This window comes from Actinokineospora sp. PR83, assembly GCF_021056305.1.
Classification (GTDB): domain Bacteria; phylum Actinomycetota; class Actinomycetes; order Mycobacteriales; family Pseudonocardiaceae; genus Actinokineospora; species Actinokineospora spheciospongiae.
In genome coordinates, this window is record NZ_JAJCXD010000054.1 from 60,210 (window position 1) to 76,813 (window position 16,604).

A 16,604-nucleotide genomic window follows, 5' to 3' on the forward strand; every position below is an offset into this window, starting at 1 on the left:
CACGATGGCCCACACGAGCGCCGGGCCTGCGGATTCGAGCCAGTCGAAGATGAAGTCCACGGCCCCAGGCTACGTCCGCCCGCGCGCCCGGCCACTCGTCCTCGCACAGTTTCATCGAGCCGTGGCCCCCGGGTCACCAGGAACTTCCTTGTGCTCACCCTCGTTCACCGCCTGTGATCGAGGGACGGGGACTGGGGGTCCGGTTCGGTGAGCGGTGGCTGTTCCGCGGGCTCGACCTGGACGTGCCCGCGGGCACCTGCGTGGTGCTGACCGGGGACAACGGGTCCGGCAAGTCGACGCTGCTGCGCTGCCTGTACGGGGCGCAGGAGCTGACCGAGGGCACCGTGACCGTCAACGGCGGGGCGCCGGACGAGCGGCACGCGGACTTCCGCCGGGGCGTGTCGGTCCTGTTCGACGACTCCGCCCTGTTCGACGCGCTGACCCCGCGCCAGCACCTCGACCTGGTGGGCGTGGGCGTCGACCCGGACCTGCCGGACGACCCCGCGTACACGCTGTCCAGCGGGCAGCGGCGCAGGCTGCTGCTGCTCGGCGCGATCCACCGCGAGCACCGGGTCCTGCTGCTCGACGAACCCGAGCGCGCCCTCGACGCCGGGCGGCGGCGCTGGCTGGCCGGGCTGGTCGAGGGCGCCAAGGGGCGCGGGTCGGCCGTGGTCATCGCCTCGCACGACCCGCTGCTGGCCGAACTGGTGGCCGACCACGTCGTCGACCTCGGGTGAGGCACGGCGAGTGGGTGGTCCCCGGGGTCGTGGTCGCCGGGGTCGTCGTCACGCCGCTGCTGCGCCCGGGCGTGCTGCGGCTGTGGACCGGGCCCGCCACGGCCGGGGTGCTGGTGCCGCTGCTGCTGGTCCTGCTGGCGGTGGCCACGGCCTCGCTGCTGCGCCGCGACCACGTCTGGGCCGACCCGGCGGTGCTGACCTGGCGCGACGGCGACCGGGAGACCCCGGTCCGGCGGCGGCTGCTGGTGTCGTGGGCGCTGCGGTTCGGGGCGGTGGCCTACGCCGTGGCGGCGCTGGCGACCACGGTCGGCTGGGCGGACCCGGTCTGGTTCGGTGCGGTCTTCACCGTCGCCGCGGCGCACGCGTTGGCCGTGGCCCGACTGCCCCGGGCCTGGTCGGCCGACCTCGCGGCGCCGCTGCTGCTGGTCGCGGCGGTGTTCGTCGACGGCCTGCGGTGGCCGCTGGTGGGCGCTCTGGCGGCGCTGACCCTGGGGGCGCTGCTCCAGCGGCCCGCGGTCGCCGGGCGGTTCGAGCTGGTGCGCGGGTGGCGGGCCCGGCTGCTGCGCTCGGTGTCGACGGTGTTCGGGGACCTGGTGGCGCTGCTGCCACCCGCTCGGCCGGTGCGGCTGCGGCAGGCGGGGGCGGCCCGGTTCGTGCTGGCCGGGGCGCTCGGCCGGTGGGAGTCGGTGCCGTTCGCCGTGCTGGTCGTCGTGGCGGCCCCGGTGCTGGCCGGGGCGTTCGCGGCCACCGCCGCGGTGCTGTGGGTGGGGGTCGCGGCGTACCTGGCCGCGCTGCCGTTCGCGGGGGCGCTGGCTGAGGTGCACCGGCGGCCGGGGCTGCGGCGGTGGGTGCCCGCGTCCACGGTGTCGCTCAAGGCGTGCACGGCGGTCGTGAGCGCGGTGCCCGCGGCGGTCTGCGTTGGCGCGGTGGTCCTGGCCGGGCTGCCGTTCGAGCCGCTGCTGGTGCCGCTGGCGGCGTGGTCGGTCGTGCGCACGGTGACCCGGCCGGACATCGACTACGCGGCGCAGGGCGCCGTGGCCCTCTTCGGCGGCACCATTCCGGTGGGCATCATCGCGCAGGTGTTCCGCGGACCGGACCTGCTGCTGCTCGGGGTCCTGGTCCTCGCCGTGTTCTGACAGCCCGGAGACGACGACGGCGCCCGCCCCCGGTGGGGGCGGGCGCCGTCGGTCCAGGTGGTTACTTCCACTCGTCGTAGCCGAGGGTCACGTCGTGCGTGCCGACCTCGCCGCCGCGCAGCGAGACCTGGTCGGCGGTGGGCGAATAGCCGCTGGCGATCACGGTGTAGTCGCCCTCGGCCAGGTCGTCCACCACGTACCGGCCCTCGGCGTCGGTGCTGGTCACGGTGACCACGCCGCCCGCGGCGTCGAGCACGGTGATCCGCGCGTCCGGGACCGGGGACCCGGTGGTCGTGCGGGCCACCCCGGTCAGCTCCGCGCCGCCGACCAGCTCCACGTCGTGCCGGACCTCGCCGGTGGCCGGGAGGGTCAGCGGCAGCGCGGCCGGGCGGAACGTGTCCGCGCTGACCACCAGGGTGAACGAGCCCGCCCGCACCCCGGCGAACCGGTAGCTGCCGTCGGAGGCGCTCGGCTGGGTCTCCACGACCTCGCCGCGCCCGTCGGTGAGCGTGACCCTGGCCGTGGTGACCGGGGTGTGCCCGTCGGCGGCCACCACGTACCCGTGCAGCACCGCCGCGCCGACCAGGGTCACGTCGACCGTGGCCCGACCGGCCCGCACCTTCACCGTGGTCGCCTGCGGCTGGTGGTCGGGGGCGGAGGCGATGAGCGTGTACGCGCCGGGCAGCGGCGCGTCGAGCAGGTAGCCGCCGTCGTGCCCGGTGCCGACCCGGGCGACCTGCTGGCCGCGCGCGTCGATCAGGGTCAGGGCGGCGCCCGCGAGCGCGGAGCCGTCCGGGCGGCGCACCTGCCCGCTGAGCACCGGGGCGTCGCCGACCGCGCTCGCCCGCAGCGCCGAGGGCTGGAACGGCAGGAAGCCCTCGCGGTCGGGGTCCTCGGCCGGGAAGCCGCCCACCCCGTTCCCGTGGTGCCCGTTGCCACTGCCGCCACCACTGCCGTTGCCCGTGGTGGCGGCGACGGCGCCGTTCGCCTTGCCGTCCGCGCGGTCGTCGCGGTCCTCCTCGGTGGGCAGCATCGCCTCGCCGCCCTCCAGGGCCGCGGCGGAGACCGAGTTGGTCAGCCGCAGCGGGATCTCCTTGATGAACAGCGACACCAGGAACGCCAGCACCATCACGCCCGCGCCGACGAGGAACACGAGCTGGATGGACTCGGTGAAGCCCTGCTGGAACGGCAGCGCCAACCGCGGGTCGATCGTTTGCAGGAACGACGAGTCCTGGAGCACCCCGCCGCCCCCGCCGCCGTTGAGCGCGGCGAACACCGGCTGGTTGACCGGGTTGTCCCGGACCGCCGGGTCGGCCGCCGCGGCCTGGAACGCCGGGTCCTGCGCGGCCCGGGTGAACGCCGAGGCGATGTTGTCGGCCACCGTGCTGAACAGCAGCGACAGGAACACCGCGACGCCGAGCGTGCCACCGAGCTGCCGGAAGAACGTGGCCGAGGCGGTCGCCACCCCCATGTCCCGCACCGGCACCGCGTTCTGCGCGGCGATCGTCAGCGTCTGCATGCAGTTGCCCAGCCCCAGGCCGAACACCGTCATGAAGACCAGCGGCTGCCAGATCGGGGTGTCCACCTCGACGCCGTGGAACAGCACCAGGCCCACCACCAGCAGCGCGCTGCCCACCACCGGGAACACCTTGTACCGGCCGGTGCGCGAGGTGACCTGCCCGGACACCACCGAGGCGATCATGATGCCGAGCATCATCGGGGTCATGAACAGCCCGGCCTCGGTGGGCGTCAGGCCGCGCACGATCTGCAGGTACTGCGGGATCATCGAGATGCCGCCGAACATGCCGACGCCGATGACGGTGCCCGCGATGATCGTCATGGCGAAGGTCGAGGTGCGGAACAGCCGCAGCGGGATCAGCGCCTCGTCGCCCATCCGGTTCTCCACGAACAGGAACGCGACCAGCCCGACCAGCCCGACGGCGTAGCAGGTGATCGACCGGGGCGAGTCCCAGCCCCACTCGCGGCCCTGCTCGGCCACGATCAGCAGCGGCACCACGGTCATCGACAGGAACGCCGCGCCGAAGTAGTCGATCCGGTGGTCGCGCCGCTGGTGCGGCACGTTGAGCACCTTGGTCACCACGACCAGCGCCAGCGCGCCGATCGGCACGTTCACCAGGAACACCCAGCGCCAGCCGGTGACGCCCAGGATCGAGTCGGTGCCCGCGAAGAAGCCGCCGATGACCGGGCCGAGCACGCTGGAGGTGCCGAAGACGGCCAGGAAGTAGCCCTGGTACTTGGCCCGCTCCCGGGGCGGCACGATGTCGGCGATGATCGTCAGCGCCAGCGACATCAGGCCGCCCGCGCCGAGGCCCTGCAACGCCCGGAACGCGGCCAGCTCGTACATCGACGTGGACAGCGTGCAGGCGAGCGAACCGACCACGAAGATCGAGATCGCGGTGATGAAGAACGGCTTGCGGCCGTAGATGTCCGACAGCTTGCCGTAGAGCGGCGTGGAGATCGTCGAGGTGATCAGGTACGCCGTGGTCGCCCAGGCCTGCATGCTCAGGCCGTTGAGGTCGTCGGCGATGGTCCTGATCGAGGTGCCGACGATGGTCTGGTCGAGTGCGGCGAGGAACATGCCGAGCATCAGCCCGGACAGGATCACCAGGATCTGCCGGTGGGTCAGCGCGGGCGCCTCCTCCGGCGCGGCGTGCTTGGCCGCGGCGGTCCCGCCGGTCAGCTTCTCCCCGCCCGCCTTCGCTTCGACGGTGGTCATCGGTCTTCCCCCTGGAACTTCTCGATCTCGGTGTTGAGCCTGGTGAGCAGGTGCACGAGGGTGCGCCGGTCGTCGTCGGACCAGTCGGCGAGCATCCGCGCGATCTGCCGGGTGCGGTGGTCGTGGCTGGCCCGGAAGGTCCGGACCCCCTCCGCGGTGGGCACCAGCACGCACGCGCGGCCGTCGTCCGGGTCGGTCTGCCGCTCGAGGAGCCCCTGGCCGACCAGCGCGCCGACCTGCCTGCTCACCGTGGACGGGTCGGAGTGGATCGCCTCGGCGAGCGCGCTCGCGCGCAGCGGTCCGGTGTGGACCAGCGTGGCGAGCAGGGCGTAGTTCGACCGCTCGACCGCGTGCTTGGCCTTGGCGGTGAAGTGCTGCTTGACGTGGTTGCTCAGCCGCAGGAACCGGACCAGTTGCAGGCCGAGCTGGTCGGCCGTGCGCAGGTCCGCAGAGTCGGGCGTGCCCGACTCTGCGGCGCTCGGTTCAGCCGCGCGTTGTGCGTCCGCCATGGCGATGTCCCGTTTGTCTTGGTTGTACCCAACAACTGGTTGCGTTAACCAAGCATGTTCTTCGACGGGAGTGATCGCAAGCCGGAATTGAGCAGACGAGGACGCCCGCGCGGCGGGTTCCCCCGAACGCCCCGGCTATGCGGCGAGCTGCTCCGCGAGGGCGCCGCGGACGAAGTCGCCCACGTACCCCAACGCCAGCCGCGCCTCCGGGACCAGGTGGTAGAAGGCGGGGAAGACGTGCACCTGGCCGGGCCAGACCTGCAACTCGCAGTGCGCGCCCGCCGCCCGCATGGCCACCGAGAGCCGCTCCGAATCGCCGAGCAGGCACTCGATGTCGCCCGCCTGGATCAGCATCGGCGGCCAGCGCCGCTTGCTGCCCTTGAACACGTTCAGCCGGGGGTGGTCGAGATCGGCGTCACCGGCGTACTGCAACGCCGCCTCCCGGGCGCGGGCGGGCGGGATGTAGGGGTCGCGGTGCACGGCGTCGCGCTCGTCGAGGCCGCGGCCGGTCAGGTCCAGGAACGGCGAGAACAGCACCGCCGCGCCCGGCATGGCGAACCGCTGCCTGGTCAGCTCGGCCAGCAGCCCGGCGGTCAGGTGCCCACCGGCGGAGTCGCCCGCCACCACGACCTGCTCCGGCCGGTAGCCCTGGTCGAGCAGCCACCGGTAGCCCGCCATCGCGTCGTCCGCGGCGGCCGGGAAGCGGTGCTCCGGCGCGCGCCGGTAGTCCAGCAGCAGCACCGGCAGCCCGGTCGACTGCGACAGCGCCGCGGCCAGGTGGCGGTGGCTGCGCAGCGAGCCGAAGACGAACCCGCCGCCGTGCAGGTACAGGATCGCGCCCGCCCGCTCGTCGGCTGCGCGGGCGGTGATCCACAGGCCGCTGACGTCGCCGAACCCGTGCGGCTCGTGGACCGCCCGGATGCGCGTGCCGCGCGGGATGGGCGCCATGCCGACGGTGTCGAACGCCTCGCGGACGATCCGCAGGCCGGAGCCGCGCAGGCGCAGCCGGTCGGCCATCGGGCGGATGCTCGTGCGCAGCACGTTGGCGAGGGTGCGGGCTTGGACGCTCGGTCCGGGCATCACTTCACGTGCGAGGCCAACCATGGCGAACCCTCCCGACCAGGCGTCCCCAGTGACGCCCGCCACACCACTGTAAAACAGTGATCGAACTATTGCCGCATACGATTTGAAGAAATCTGAAATGGCGCATCAATTTGTCGCCCGATGAGCGTACGGCCGGGAATAGCGCTCACGGGTTAACGTCATCGCGTGACCACCGATGCCCTGCTCACCCGACTCCGCGCCGCCCTCGGCGACGGCGGCGTGCACGTCGACCCCGACGTCACAGCCGGTTACCGCCGCGACATGATGCCGCTGGCCCCCTTCGGCGACCCGCTGGCCGTGGTCTTCCCGGAGAGCGCCGAACAGGTCCAGGAGGTGGTGCGCGCCTGCGCCGAGCACGGGGTGCCGATCGTGCCGCGCGGGGCGGGCAGCGGCCTCAGCGGCGCCGCCAACGCCGTCGACGGCTGCGTGGTCCTGGTGACCACGCGGATGAACCGCATCGTCGAGATCGATGCCGACAACCGGCTGGCCGTGGTGGAACCGGGTGTGGTCAACCTCGACTTGCGCGGCGCGGTGGAGAAGCACGGCCTGTTCTACCCACCCGACCCCTCCAGCTACGACTGGTGCACCATCGGCGGCAACCTCGCCACCAACGCGGGCGGCCTGTGCTGCGTGAAGTACGGGGTGACCACCGACTCCGTCCTCGGCCTCGACGTCGTCCTCGCCGACGGGGAACTGCTCCGCACCGGCCGCCGCACGGTCAAGGGCGTCGCGGGCTACGACCTGACCAAGCTGTTCGTCGGCAGCGAGGGCACCCTCGGCGTGATCACCCGGGCCACCGTCGCGCTGCGCCCGCTGCCGCAGGCCCCCGGCACCGTGGTCGCCGCGTTCGGCACCACCGCCGCCGCGGGCACGGCGGTCAGCCGGATCGTCCGCGAGGGCGTCGTCCCGTCGCTGATGGAGATCATGGACTCGGTGTCCATCGCCGCGGTCGAGGCCCACCTCAAGACCGAACTGGGCGCGGGCCGGGGCTGCGCGGCCCTGCTGCTGTGCCAGTCCGACTCCGGCGGCGAGGCGGCTCGGGCGGAACTGGCCAAGGTCGAGCAGATCTGCCTGGACTCCGGCGCTGAACTCGCCCACACCACCTTCGACGTCGCCGAGGGCCACCTGCTCCTCGCCGCCCGCCGGGCCGTCCTCATGGCCCTGGAGGTCTACGGTGCCTGGCTCACCGACGACGTGTGCGTCCCGCGCACCCGCATCACCGAGCTGATCGACGCCTGCGAGCGCATCAGCACCGAGGTCGGCCTCCGCGTCGCCGTCGTCGGCCACGCGGGCGACGGCAACATGCACCCCACGATCGTCTACGACCCGACGTCCACCGACGAGTTCGCCCGCGCCCGCCGCGCCTTCGCCGACATCCTCGCCGCGGGCCTGGCCCTGGGCGGCACGGTCACCGGAGAACACGGCGTCGGCAAGGTCAAGCGGGAGTGGCTGGCGCGGGAAATCGGCCCGGTCGGCCTGCGCACCCACCGGGCGATCAAGGCCGCCCTGGACCCGGGCAACCTGTTCAACCCCGGCTCGATGTTCGACCTCGGCCCGGCTTGACCGCTACCGTACGCCGCACCGAGGGCAACCCACGGGGGGAGCTGGCACCACCAGATGGACGTCGCACAGTACGCCGCCGCCACCGAGGTGGCCCGCAGGCTCGCAGGCAGGCTCTCCGACGACGTGGTGGCCGTGGTGCAGGCCCAGTACGCCGCCGGGGAGAGGGAACTCGCGGTCGCCGCCCTGCTGCTCAACCTGGTGGCCGAGGGAGTGGCGGTCACCGCCCAGGAGGCCGCCCTCATCCGCTCCCTGTCCCCCGACCCCACCGACCCCGCCCTCGCCGACCTGGCCCTGGCCGACACCGCCCCGGCCCCCGCCTACCGCTTCAGCCCCACCGGCCCCCCGGAAGCCCCCGACCCCACCCCGGTCGACGAGGTCATCGCCACCGAGGCCCCCCTGGTCGGCGCCCGCCGAGTCCGCCGGGCCTGGCGCGACCCCCTCCCCGACGCCCCGAACCGCCCCACCTGGGTCTACCTGGTCCAGGTGGCCCCGGAGGTCGACGAACTGCGCGCCTACAGCACCCTCACGGCACACGTGTGGATGCGCGAGCAGGAGAAGTGGCCGGTGGAGGTCATCGCCGACGGCGGCCTCCTGCCGCCCTACCAGGCAGCGGCGGTCACCGCCGCCCGCCAAATCTGGGTCGCCGCCTGACCACACCGCCCCACCCTGGCGGCCACCCACGCCGAATCCCACCGGGCGCAGCCGCCGACCACCTCACCGACGGCGGCCTGGCGGCCACCCACGCCGAACCCCACCGGGCGCAGCCACCGACCACCTCACCGACGGCGGCCTGGCGGCCACCCACGCCGAACCCCACCGGGCGCAGCCGCCAACCACCTCACCGACGGCGGCCTGGCGGCCACCCACGCCGAACCCCACCGGGCGCAGCCGCCAACCACCTCACCGACGGCGGCCTGGCGGCCACCCACGCCGAACCCCACCGGGCGCAGCCACCGACCACCCCACCAACCGCAGGCTTGGCGGCCGGCCACCCGCAACCCCACCGTGCGCAGCCGGCGACCACCCCCGCAACCGCCGGCCCGGCTACGCAGACGCTCGGGTGGGTGGATTTGCTTGGGTGGGGGAGCCGATCATGTGCGAGCCTGCCTGGGCTGTGGGGCATCCCTTCAGCCCCACTCGGTCACACTGGGCACATGATCGGCGTAGGGGCCCCGCCCAAGCGGATCCACCCACCCGGGCACCCACAACAAACGACCGGGTTTTGACCACACCGGCAAGCGGATCCCGACAGCCCGAGGCTCGCAAGCCAAGCAGCAAATCAAGCGGCGTGCTTGCGCTCCCGCCGCGCCTTCACGAACTCGAAGATGATCGGCACGATCGAGATGAAGACGATCAGCACCAGCATCACCTCCAGGTTCTTGTGCACGAACTCGATCTGCCCCAGGAAGTACCCCAGCACGGTCACCCCGGTCGCCCACAGCACCGCACCGATGGCGGAGAACGCGAAGAACTTCTTCGGGTCCATCCGCCCCACCCCGGCGATGGCGGTGATGAAGGTCCGCACGATCGGCACGAACCGGGCGAGCACGATGGCCCGCGGCCCGTACTTCTCGAAGAACGCGTGCGTCTTGACCACGTGCTCCTGCTTGAACAGCTTGGAGTCCGGCTTGCTGAACAGCGCGGGCCCGGCCTTGGCGCCGATCCAGTACCCGACCACGTTGCCCAGGAACGCGCACGCGGTGAGCAGCAGGCAGGTGAGCCACAGCGGCGGCATGTCCACCAGGCCGTCCCCGGCCGCGTCCTTGGCGATGAACAGCCCCGCGGTGAACAGCAGCGAGTCGCCGGGCAGGAAGAAGCCCAGCAGCAGCCCGCACTCGGCGAAGATGATCAGGCACAGCCCTGGCACCAGGAACCAGCCGAGGCTGCTGAGGATGACCTCGGGGTCCAGCCAGCTCGGCAGCAGGGCGAGGTTCACGGGGAGATCGGTGGCGCGCACGCCCACAAGGTACAGGGCGTCCCTGTGTGCGATCTGGGAGCATCTCTCCCGATAAGTCCGCTTTGTCCCGCGATCTTGGTGGTCGTGGCGCCCGCGCGGAACCTCAGAGCAGGGTCAGGACGCCGACCACCGCGCCCGCGGCCAGTCCCAGCATGACCGCGAGCCCGAGCACCCACCACGCCCGCGGCTGTTCGGCCTCGGGCATCCGGGCGGTCACCTCGGCCTGCGTGGCCGCCAGCGGCAGGTCGCTGCCGGAGAGCAGGCCGAACCCGCCCACCGGACCGGTCGGTTCCGACACCGGCGCCTGCGCGGCCTGCGCCCGCAGCGCCTCGGTGAGCAGCCGTTCCGGATCCGCCTCGGTCATGGCCCCGACCCTACTGACCCACCCGCCCCCGGGCCGGTCAGAGCCAGGTGCCGCGGCGGCAGACCCGGGTCAGGGCGAGGTCGCGGTCCAGCAGGACCAGGTCGGCCGCCAGGCCCTTGGCCAGCTTCCCGGTGGTGTCGGCCAGGCCCAGCAGGGCGGCGGGGCGGGTGGCGGTCGCGGCCACGGCCTCGGGGACGTCCAGCCCGCAGCCGCGCACCAGGTTGCGGAAGGCCGCGTCCATCGTCAGGCTGCTGCCCGCCAGGGCACCGCTCTCGGCCAGCGTCGGCACCCCGTCGCGCACCCGGACCGCCAGGCCGCCGATCTCGTAGTCCCCGTCTCCCGCCCCGGCGGCGGCGATCGCGTCGGTCACCAGGACGGTCCGCTCGGGTCCGGCGTGCCGGGCCGCCAGGCGGACCACGGTCGGGCTGAGGTGGACCAGGTCGCAGATGAGCTCGACGCTGACCCGGTCGTCGTCGAGCAGGGCGCCGATGGGGCCCGCCTCCCGGTGGTGCAGGGGGCGCATCCCGTTGAACAGGTGGGTGGCGACCGTGGCCCCGGCATCGACGGCGGGGAGCACCTGGGCCTCGACCGCGTCGGTGTGGCCCAGGGCGGCGATCGCGCCGCCGTCGACCAGCCTGCGGACCGCCTCGACCGAGCCCGCGAGTTCCGGCGCCAGGGTCACCATGCGGACGGCCCCGCGCCCCGCGGCCAGCAGCGCGTCCACCGCCTCCGGCGCCGGGGGTCGCAGGACAGCCGGGTCGTGGGCGCCGCAGCGGGCCGCGGACAGGAACGGGCCCTCCAGGTGGATGCCCGCGACGACGTCGTCCTCGACGAGTTCGCGCAGGGCGGCGATCTGGTCGGCGAGTTCCGGCACGGGCCGCGAGACCAGGCTGGCCAGCAGGGTGGTGGTGCCGTGCCTGGCGTGGGTGTCGGCGGCGAGCCGCAGGTCGGCGGGGTCCGCGCTGGTGAAGGCCGCCCCGCCGCCGCCGTGGCAGTGGATGTCGACGAAGCCGGGGACGACCCAGGCACCGCCCGCGTCCACCGCGTCGTCGGCGCGCGGCGGGCCGCCGGTGCCCAGCGCGGCGATGTGCCCGTCCTCGACCAGCAGCCAGCCGTCGTCGAGCACGCCGTCCGGGGTGACCAGCCTGCCACCCGTGATGAGTTGTCCCGCCATCGTCGCCCCTCCGAGACGTCCAGGCACCGAGGTGCACAGTGGCAGTGTATTGGTCTGGACCGCAATGGTCTGGACCAAATCTACCCCGGGGGCAGTACGGCTCAGGGCTGGTTCATGATCTTCTGCAACGCTTCCAGGGCCCGGCTGGCCGTCGACTTCACGGTGCCCTTCGAGATGCCCGCGGCCTCGGCGATCTCCGCCTCGGTCAGGTTGCCGTAGTAGCGCAGCACCAGCACCTCGCGCTGCCGCGGCGGCAACTGCGACAGCGCCTTCACCACGCCCTGGTGCTCGGCGGTGAGCATCGCCAGGCTCTCCGCGGACCGGGCGTTCACCGCGTGCGGCGGGGTGTACTCGCGGGCGGTCTTGCGCCTGCGCAGCACGCTGCGCGAACCGTTGACCACCGCCGTGCGCAGGTAACCGACCGCCGCTGCCGCGTCGCGCAGGTTGCCCCAGTTGCGGTACAGGCCGGTGAACGCCTCCTGCACCACGTCCTCGGCGGTCGCGGGCTCGTCGACGAGCAGCAGCGCCAACCGGATCAACCGCATCCGGTGCGTGCGGTAGAGGTCCTCCAGGGTCAGCGGCGCCTCCGGCTGCGGCGGCGGCGCGCTCCTGGTGTCGATGGCGCGCAGCCGGGTCAGCGTCTGCTCCACGCTGCGCTCCGCACGACCCTCCGGCGCGCCGGAGCCGAGCTCACCGCGCCTTGGGGGGTATTCACCCCGGTGTCCGCCATCCCCTGCCACGAGGGAACCCTACCGGTCCCGCTGGGTGAACACAGGGCCATCCGGTGTGTTCGGCGGTGCGATCATTGCCGCCATGACCTGGTTCATCGTCGACACGACCTACACCACCGACCGCGAGCGGCTCCTCGCCAGCAGGCCCGCGCACCGCGAGTACCTGTCGGGCCTGGTGGGCACCGGCACCGTGGTGGCCGCGGGCCCGTGGGCCGACGACCTCGGCGGCATGTTCATCGCCTCGGTCGCCGACCGCGCGGAGCTGGACGCGCTGCTCGCCGAGGACCCGTACCGGCGCGACGGCGTGGTGGCCGCCCAGTCGGTCCGCGAGTGGAAGCCGGTGCTGGGCAAGCTGGCCGAGCAGGCGAGTCAGTAGCCGCCGCCGAGCTTGCGGTGGTCCCAGGACACGACCTTCGTCGGCGTGAACACCAGGCCCACCCGCTTGGCCGCCTGCACCCGCACGAACTGCGACGCGGCCACCGCGACCTCCTCGCTGCCGGTGTAGCGGTGGGTCAGCTCCGACCCGATGGCCGCGACCCGCTCGCCGTCCTCCACCACCTCGACGTCGCACTCCATGCTGACGCCGCGCAGCTCCTCGTAGGAGTCCCCGGCCTCGACCAGCACCGTGGCCTGCGGCAGCCGCCGGAGGTTCGCCACCTTCTGCGAGCTGCCGTAGGTCCACGTCCGCAGGGTGGTGCCCTCCGGCACGTACCACAGCGGTGCCAGGTGCGGGCGCCCGTTGGGACCGACGCTGGCCACGGTGGCGACGCGCTCGGCGAGCAGGAACGCGCCGACCTCCTCGGTGGTCATGACGATCTGCTCGCGTCGCGACATCGGTTCCTCCTGGGGCACTGGGATGGCGGTCACCCCATCTTGCTCGGCTACGACTTCTTGCTGGCCATCGCTGCCGCGCCGCCCGCGCCCACCGGCCGCGACGACACGTCCGCGCCGCGCTCGGCGATGTCGGCCAGCGCCGCCGCGTCCGCCTTCGCCACGACGTTGCCGGTCAGCCGCGCGCCGTGCTCGATGATCAGCGGGATGGACGAGCGGACCAGCTTGAGCAGCCCGACCCACCCGGGCACGTGGATGGTCCGGTCGCGCCGCAGCACGCCCTTCTCCAGCGCGTCGAGCGCCAGCGGCACCGGGTACGCCTTGCCGATCGGGCCGGGCATGGACCTGCGCAGCGGCCCGAACACCGGGTGCTCGTCGGCGCCGTTGACCAGGTCGGTGGCGATCCACGACGGGTGCGCGACGCCCACGCGGACGCCGAGGTGCTTCATCTCCGAGCGCAGGCTGTTGGCGAACGCCTCCACCCCGGCCTTCGACGCGGCGTAGGCGGCCATGGCGGGCGCGTGCGTGATCGCCGCCAGCGAGGAGACGACGAGGATGTAGCCCTTGGCGGCGATGACGTGCGGCAGCGACACCCGCACCGTGCGCCACACGCCGAGCAGGTCGACCTCGATGGTCCGCTCGAACGCCTTCGGGTCGATCGACCGGACGAACCCGGCGGCGGCGATCCCGGCGTTGGCGATGACGACGTCGATGGCGCCGAACCGCTCGACCACCCCGGCCACCGCGGCCTCCATAGCCTCCCAGTCGGTCACGTCGGCCTCGAACACCGCCGCGTCCGGCCCGCACTCGGCCGCGACCTTCTTCATCTCCACCGGTTCGAGGCCCACCAGGGCCACCTTGGCGCCCCGCGCGGCGAACCGCTTCGCCAGCCCGGCGCCGAAACCGCGCGCGGCACCGGTGATCAGGATGACCTTGCCCTTGACGCTGCGCGGCCGTGCCAGCAGATTCGTCGCGCCCATGGTTCCTCCTCGAACGAGTGGGTTGCGGGCCACGCTACCGCGACTTACCCGGAGTAAGCTACCGCGAGTAACAGGTAATTCTGTGTTTGTATTCAGCTACTCTCCGCTGTTTTTCGCCGTGTGAGCACGTCTAGCTGAGTCAGGTGAACTTCGCCCCGGGTGGTTGGCGCAGCGCAGCGGACGTCGTACGTTGAGTGAAATGCACGTGCATTCGACCGTGCATCTGGTGAAAGAGGATCCGATGACCTTCCGCCCCGCCCTGCTCCCCGTCCACCCCCGCACCTCGTGCGGCGCGGTGCCCGCGCGCCAGTTCGCCACCCTGTTCACCCTGCTGGCCTTCGTCGTGACCATGGCCGCGCTCGGGCACCCGCCGCACATCACCGCACCCGCCGCCCTGGCCCTGGCCGCCGTCGCGGGTCACAGACCCCGCCCGGCGGCCTGGCCCGCTTGGACTTGAGGGGTCAGGAGAACAGGAACGCGACGAACAGCACCAGGCACACGGCGGCGGCGTAGAGCCCGGCGGTGAGCACCAGTTCCAGGAGCCCCGAACCCACCTCCCGGCCGAACCACCGCAACCGCCGCCGCACCCGCCTGCCCAGCAGCGTCCCCGAGTACCGGTCCGCGTCCCGCCGCGCCGCGCGCATGACCTCGCGACCGCGCTCCCGGGCGCTCACCCCGACGCCGCCGTCAACGCCGCCAGTTCGTCCTCGCCCAGCTCCAGCGTCGCCATCGGCAGCAGGTCCGCGAGCTGCTCGACCGTCCGCGCGCTGGCGATCGGCGCCACCACCCCGGGCTGCGCCGCCAACCACGCCAGCGCCACCGCCGCCACGGGCACCGAGTGCGCCGCCGCCACCGCGTCCAGCGCCGCCAGCACCCGCCGCCCCCGGTCGTCGAGGTGCCGGGACGCCCTGCCCGCCCGCGCGCTGTCCACAGTGGCGCCGTCGCGGTACTTGCCGGTGAGGAACCCGCTCGCCAGCGACCAGTACGGCAGCACGGCCAACCCCTCCCGCGCCACCAGCTCCGCGTACTCGGGCTCGTACTCGGCCCTGGCCACCAGGCTGTAGTTGGGTTGCAGGGCCACGTACCGCGCCAAACCCTCCCGGTCGGACACCGCCAACGACTCCGCCAGCCGCTCCGCGCTCAGGTTCGACGCACCCAGGTAGCGCACCTTTCCCTTGCGCACCAGGGAGTCGAACGCCGCCAGCGTCTCCTCCAGCGGCACCGAGGTGTCGTCGCGGTGCGCGTAGTACAGGTCGATGTGGTCGGTGCCGAGCCGCTTGAGCGACTGCTCCGCCGCCCGCTCGACGTTCACCGCGGACAGGCCCGTGAAGCCCTCCATGGCGCCGACCTTCGTGGCGATCACCAGCCGGTCGCGGTTGCCGCGGGCAGCCATCCACTTGCCGATGACCGTCTCCGACTCGCCGCCGACGTGCCCGGGCGCCCACTGCGAGTAGACGTCGGCGGTGTCGATGAAATTGCCACCCGATTCGGTGTAAGCGTCGAGGACGGCTTCGGAGTTCGCCTGGTCAGCGGTCCAGCCGAAGACGTTGCCCCCGAGGTTCAACGGGAACACGTCCAGGTCCGTGGAACCGATGTTCGTCATGGCTCGAAGCTACCCGCGCTAGGATTCACCACCTTCCACACCGATCGGAGGGCACATGACTGCCGAACTTGGCCGGGTGGGCGTCTGGAGCATGGCCCACCTGTGGACCGACGGCGCCGAGCACGCGGCCGAGCTGGAGGAGCTGGGCTTCACCGCGCTGTGGCTGGGCGGCTCGCCCGGCGGTGACCTCGCCGTCGTCGACGCGCTGCTCGGCGGCACCGCCGCGCTCGCCGTCGGCACCAGCATCGTCAGCGTCTGGACCGACGGGCCCGCGGGCATCGCCACCGCGTTCGACCGCATCTCCACCCGGTTCCCCGACCGGTTCGTCCTCGGCCTGGGTACCAGCCACGCGGCCGTGGTGGAGAGCACCACCGACAAGACCTACGAGAAGCCCTACAGCAAGCTGGTGGACTACCTCGACCAGCTCGCCGTGCCGATGGACTCCGTCGCCCTGGCCGCCCTGGGCCCGCGCACGGTCAAGCTGGCCGGGGCCCGCACCCGCGGCGCCCTGCCGTACCTGGTCACCCCCGAGCACACCGCGGGCGCCAGGGAACTCCTCGGCGAAGGCCCGCTGCTGGCCCCCGAGCAGCACGTGGTCCTGGAGACCGACCCGGCCAAGGCCCGCGAGCTGGCCCGCGGCGCCCTGGCCATGTACCTGGAGCTGCCGAACTACGTCAACAACTGGCGCCGCCTCGGGTTCAGCGAGGACGACGTCAAGGGCAGCGACCGGCTCGTCGACGCCCTCGTCGCCTGGGGCGACGAGGACGCCATCCGCAAGCGGGTCGCCGAGCACCACGCCGCCGGTGCCGACCACGTGGCGATCCAGGTGGTCACCGCCGACGGCGGGCTCGACTTCGCCGCCTACCACAGCCTGGCGGCGGCGCTCACGGGGTGATCTCGACCCCGCGCCAGAAGGCCACGTGGTCCTTGATCTCCGCCGCCGCGTCCTTCGGCGCCGGGTAGTACCAGGCCGCGTCGGTGTTCTCCTCGCCGTCGACGGTCACGGAGTAGTAGCTGGCCGTCCCCTTCCACGGGCACACGCTCGTGGTCGGGGACGCGCTCAGGAACTCCTGGCGCACGGACTCCGGCGGGAAGTAGTGGTTCCCCTCGACGACCTTTGTGTCGTCGCTCTCGGCGATCGTCTCGCCATTCCAGGTCGCGGTGGTCATGTGGCCAGT

The 16,604-nt window shown here is 72.9% G+C and carries 19 protein-coding genes; 7 read left to right on the top strand and 12 right to left on the bottom strand.

The window, feature by feature from the left end:
- Positions 1–173 precede the first annotated feature (173 nt).
- Positions 174–737 (top strand): ATP-binding cassette domain-containing protein, encoded by a 564-nt coding sequence (locus L6E12_RS19265; RefSeq protein WP_236229312.1) that lies wholly within the window; start codon positions 174–176, stop codon positions 735–737.
- Complete coding sequence (locus L6E12_RS19270) at positions 734–1,873, top strand: hypothetical protein (RefSeq protein WP_236229313.1); 1,140 nt, start codon at positions 734–736, stop codon at positions 1,871–1,873. The genes L6E12_RS19265 and L6E12_RS19270 overlap by 4 nt, the downstream gene beginning before the upstream one ends.
- Before the next feature lie 61 nt (positions 1,874–1,934).
- Here the strand turns inward: L6E12_RS19270 and L6E12_RS19275 are convergent, their stop codons facing one another.
- The 3 genes from L6E12_RS19275 to L6E12_RS19285 form a co-directional block, all read right to left on the bottom strand.
- Positions 1,935–4,610, bottom strand: a complete 2,676-nt coding sequence (locus tag L6E12_RS19275; RefSeq protein WP_255683275.1) for an MFS transporter — start codon at positions 4,608–4,610, stop codon at positions 1,935–1,937.
- Complete coding sequence (locus L6E12_RS19280; protein WP_236229314.1) at positions 4,607–5,119, bottom strand: MarR family winged helix-turn-helix transcriptional regulator; 513 nt, start codon at positions 5,117–5,119, stop codon at positions 4,607–4,609. The genes L6E12_RS19275 and L6E12_RS19280 overlap by 4 nt, the downstream gene beginning before the upstream one ends.
- Positions 5,120–5,254: 135 nt before the next feature.
- A complete protein-coding gene (locus L6E12_RS19285; RefSeq protein WP_236229315.1) occupies positions 5,255–6,199 on the bottom strand; it encodes an alpha/beta hydrolase in 945 nt (314 codons plus the stop codon).
- A 189-nt stretch (positions 6,200–6,388) separates the two neighbouring features.
- Between L6E12_RS19285 and L6E12_RS19290 the strand changes: the two genes are divergently transcribed.
- A complete protein-coding gene (locus tag L6E12_RS19290; RefSeq protein ID WP_236229316.1) occupies positions 6,389–7,786 on the top strand; it encodes an FAD-binding oxidoreductase in 1,398 nt (465 codons plus the stop codon).
- A gap of 54 nt (positions 7,787–7,840) precedes the next feature.
- On the top strand, positions 7,841–8,437 hold the full coding sequence (locus tag L6E12_RS19295; RefSeq protein WP_236229317.1) for a hypothetical protein: 597 nt from the start codon (positions 7,841–7,843) through the stop codon (positions 8,435–8,437).
- Between the two features lie 628 nt (positions 8,438–9,065).
- Here the strand turns inward: L6E12_RS19295 and L6E12_RS19300 are convergent.
- From L6E12_RS19300 to L6E12_RS19315, 4 genes are all read right to left on the bottom strand, one after another.
- Positions 9,066–9,743 carry a DedA family protein gene (locus L6E12_RS19300; RefSeq protein ID WP_236229318.1) on the bottom strand — a complete coding sequence of 226 codons (678 nt, stop codon included), beginning with the start codon at positions 9,741–9,743 and terminating at the stop codon, positions 9,066–9,068.
- A 103-nt stretch (positions 9,744–9,846) separates the two neighbouring features.
- Positions 9,847–10,107, bottom strand: coding sequence for a hypothetical protein (locus tag L6E12_RS19305; RefSeq protein WP_236229319.1), 261 nt, complete (start codon positions 10,105–10,107; stop codon positions 9,847–9,849).
- A 37-nt stretch (positions 10,108–10,144) separates the two neighbouring features.
- Positions 10,145–11,281 (bottom strand): N-acetylglucosamine-6-phosphate deacetylase, encoded by a 1,137-nt coding sequence (nagA, locus tag L6E12_RS19310; RefSeq protein WP_236229320.1) that lies wholly within the window; start codon positions 11,279–11,281, stop codon positions 10,145–10,147.
- Positions 11,282–11,382: 101 nt separating this feature from the next.
- Positions 11,383–11,931 carry a SigE family RNA polymerase sigma factor gene (locus L6E12_RS19315; protein WP_236229321.1) on the bottom strand — a complete coding sequence of 183 codons (549 nt, stop codon included), beginning with the start codon at positions 11,929–11,931 and terminating at the stop codon, positions 11,383–11,385.
- Positions 11,932–12,094: 163 nt separating this feature from the next.
- Between L6E12_RS19315 and L6E12_RS19320 the strand changes: the two genes are divergently transcribed.
- Entirely contained in the window at positions 12,095–12,388 is a 294-nt protein-coding gene (locus L6E12_RS19320; RefSeq protein WP_236229322.1) for a YciI family protein, read from the top strand.
- On the opposite strand, the gene L6E12_RS19325 is transcribed toward L6E12_RS19320, so the two are convergent.
- Both L6E12_RS19325 and L6E12_RS19330 read right to left on the bottom strand, forming a co-directional pair.
- Complete coding sequence (locus L6E12_RS19325; protein WP_236229323.1) at positions 12,382–12,846, bottom strand: pyridoxamine 5'-phosphate oxidase family protein; 465 nt, start codon at positions 12,844–12,846, stop codon at positions 12,382–12,384. The genes L6E12_RS19320 and L6E12_RS19325 overlap by 7 nt on opposite strands.
- 47 nt (positions 12,847–12,893) lie before the next feature.
- On the bottom strand, positions 12,894–13,823 hold the full coding sequence (locus tag L6E12_RS19330; protein ID WP_236229324.1) for a short-chain dehydrogenase/reductase: 930 nt from the start codon (positions 13,821–13,823) through the stop codon (positions 12,894–12,896).
- Between the two features lie 241 nt (positions 13,824–14,064).
- Between L6E12_RS19330 and L6E12_RS19335 the strand changes: the two genes are divergently transcribed.
- A complete protein-coding gene (locus L6E12_RS19335) occupies positions 14,065–14,280 on the top strand; it encodes a hypothetical protein (protein ID WP_236229325.1) in 216 nt (71 codons plus the stop codon).
- A 4-nt stretch (positions 14,281–14,284) separates the two neighbouring features.
- Here L6E12_RS19335 and L6E12_RS19340 read toward each other — a convergent pair whose 3' ends face one another.
- Both L6E12_RS19340 and L6E12_RS19345 read right to left on the bottom strand, forming a co-directional pair.
- Positions 14,285–14,497: a hypothetical protein gene (locus L6E12_RS19340; RefSeq protein WP_236229326.1), complete on the bottom strand. Its 213-nt coding sequence runs from the start codon at positions 14,495–14,497 to the stop codon at positions 14,285–14,287.
- The gene (locus L6E12_RS19345) at positions 14,494–15,426 is read right to left on the bottom strand and encodes an aldo/keto reductase (RefSeq protein WP_236229327.1); all 933 of its coding nucleotides are present in this window, start codon (positions 15,424–15,426) and stop codon (positions 14,494–14,496) included. Before L6E12_RS19345 ends, L6E12_RS19340 begins: the two co-directional genes overlap by 4 nt.
- A 55-nt stretch (positions 15,427–15,481) precedes the next feature.
- Between L6E12_RS19345 and L6E12_RS19350 the strand changes: the two genes are divergently transcribed.
- Positions 15,482–16,321: an LLM class F420-dependent oxidoreductase gene (locus L6E12_RS19350; protein ID WP_236229328.1), complete on the top strand. Its 840-nt coding sequence runs from the start codon at positions 15,482–15,484 to the stop codon at positions 16,319–16,321.
- Here L6E12_RS19350 and L6E12_RS19355 read toward each other — a convergent pair.
- Positions 16,311–16,595, bottom strand: a complete 285-nt coding sequence (locus tag L6E12_RS19355; RefSeq protein ID WP_236229329.1) for a DUF427 domain-containing protein — start codon at positions 16,593–16,595, stop codon at positions 16,311–16,313. The two genes, L6E12_RS19350 and L6E12_RS19355, sit on opposite strands and share 11 nt — an antisense overlap.
- Between the last annotated feature and the right edge of the window lie 9 nt (positions 16,596–16,604).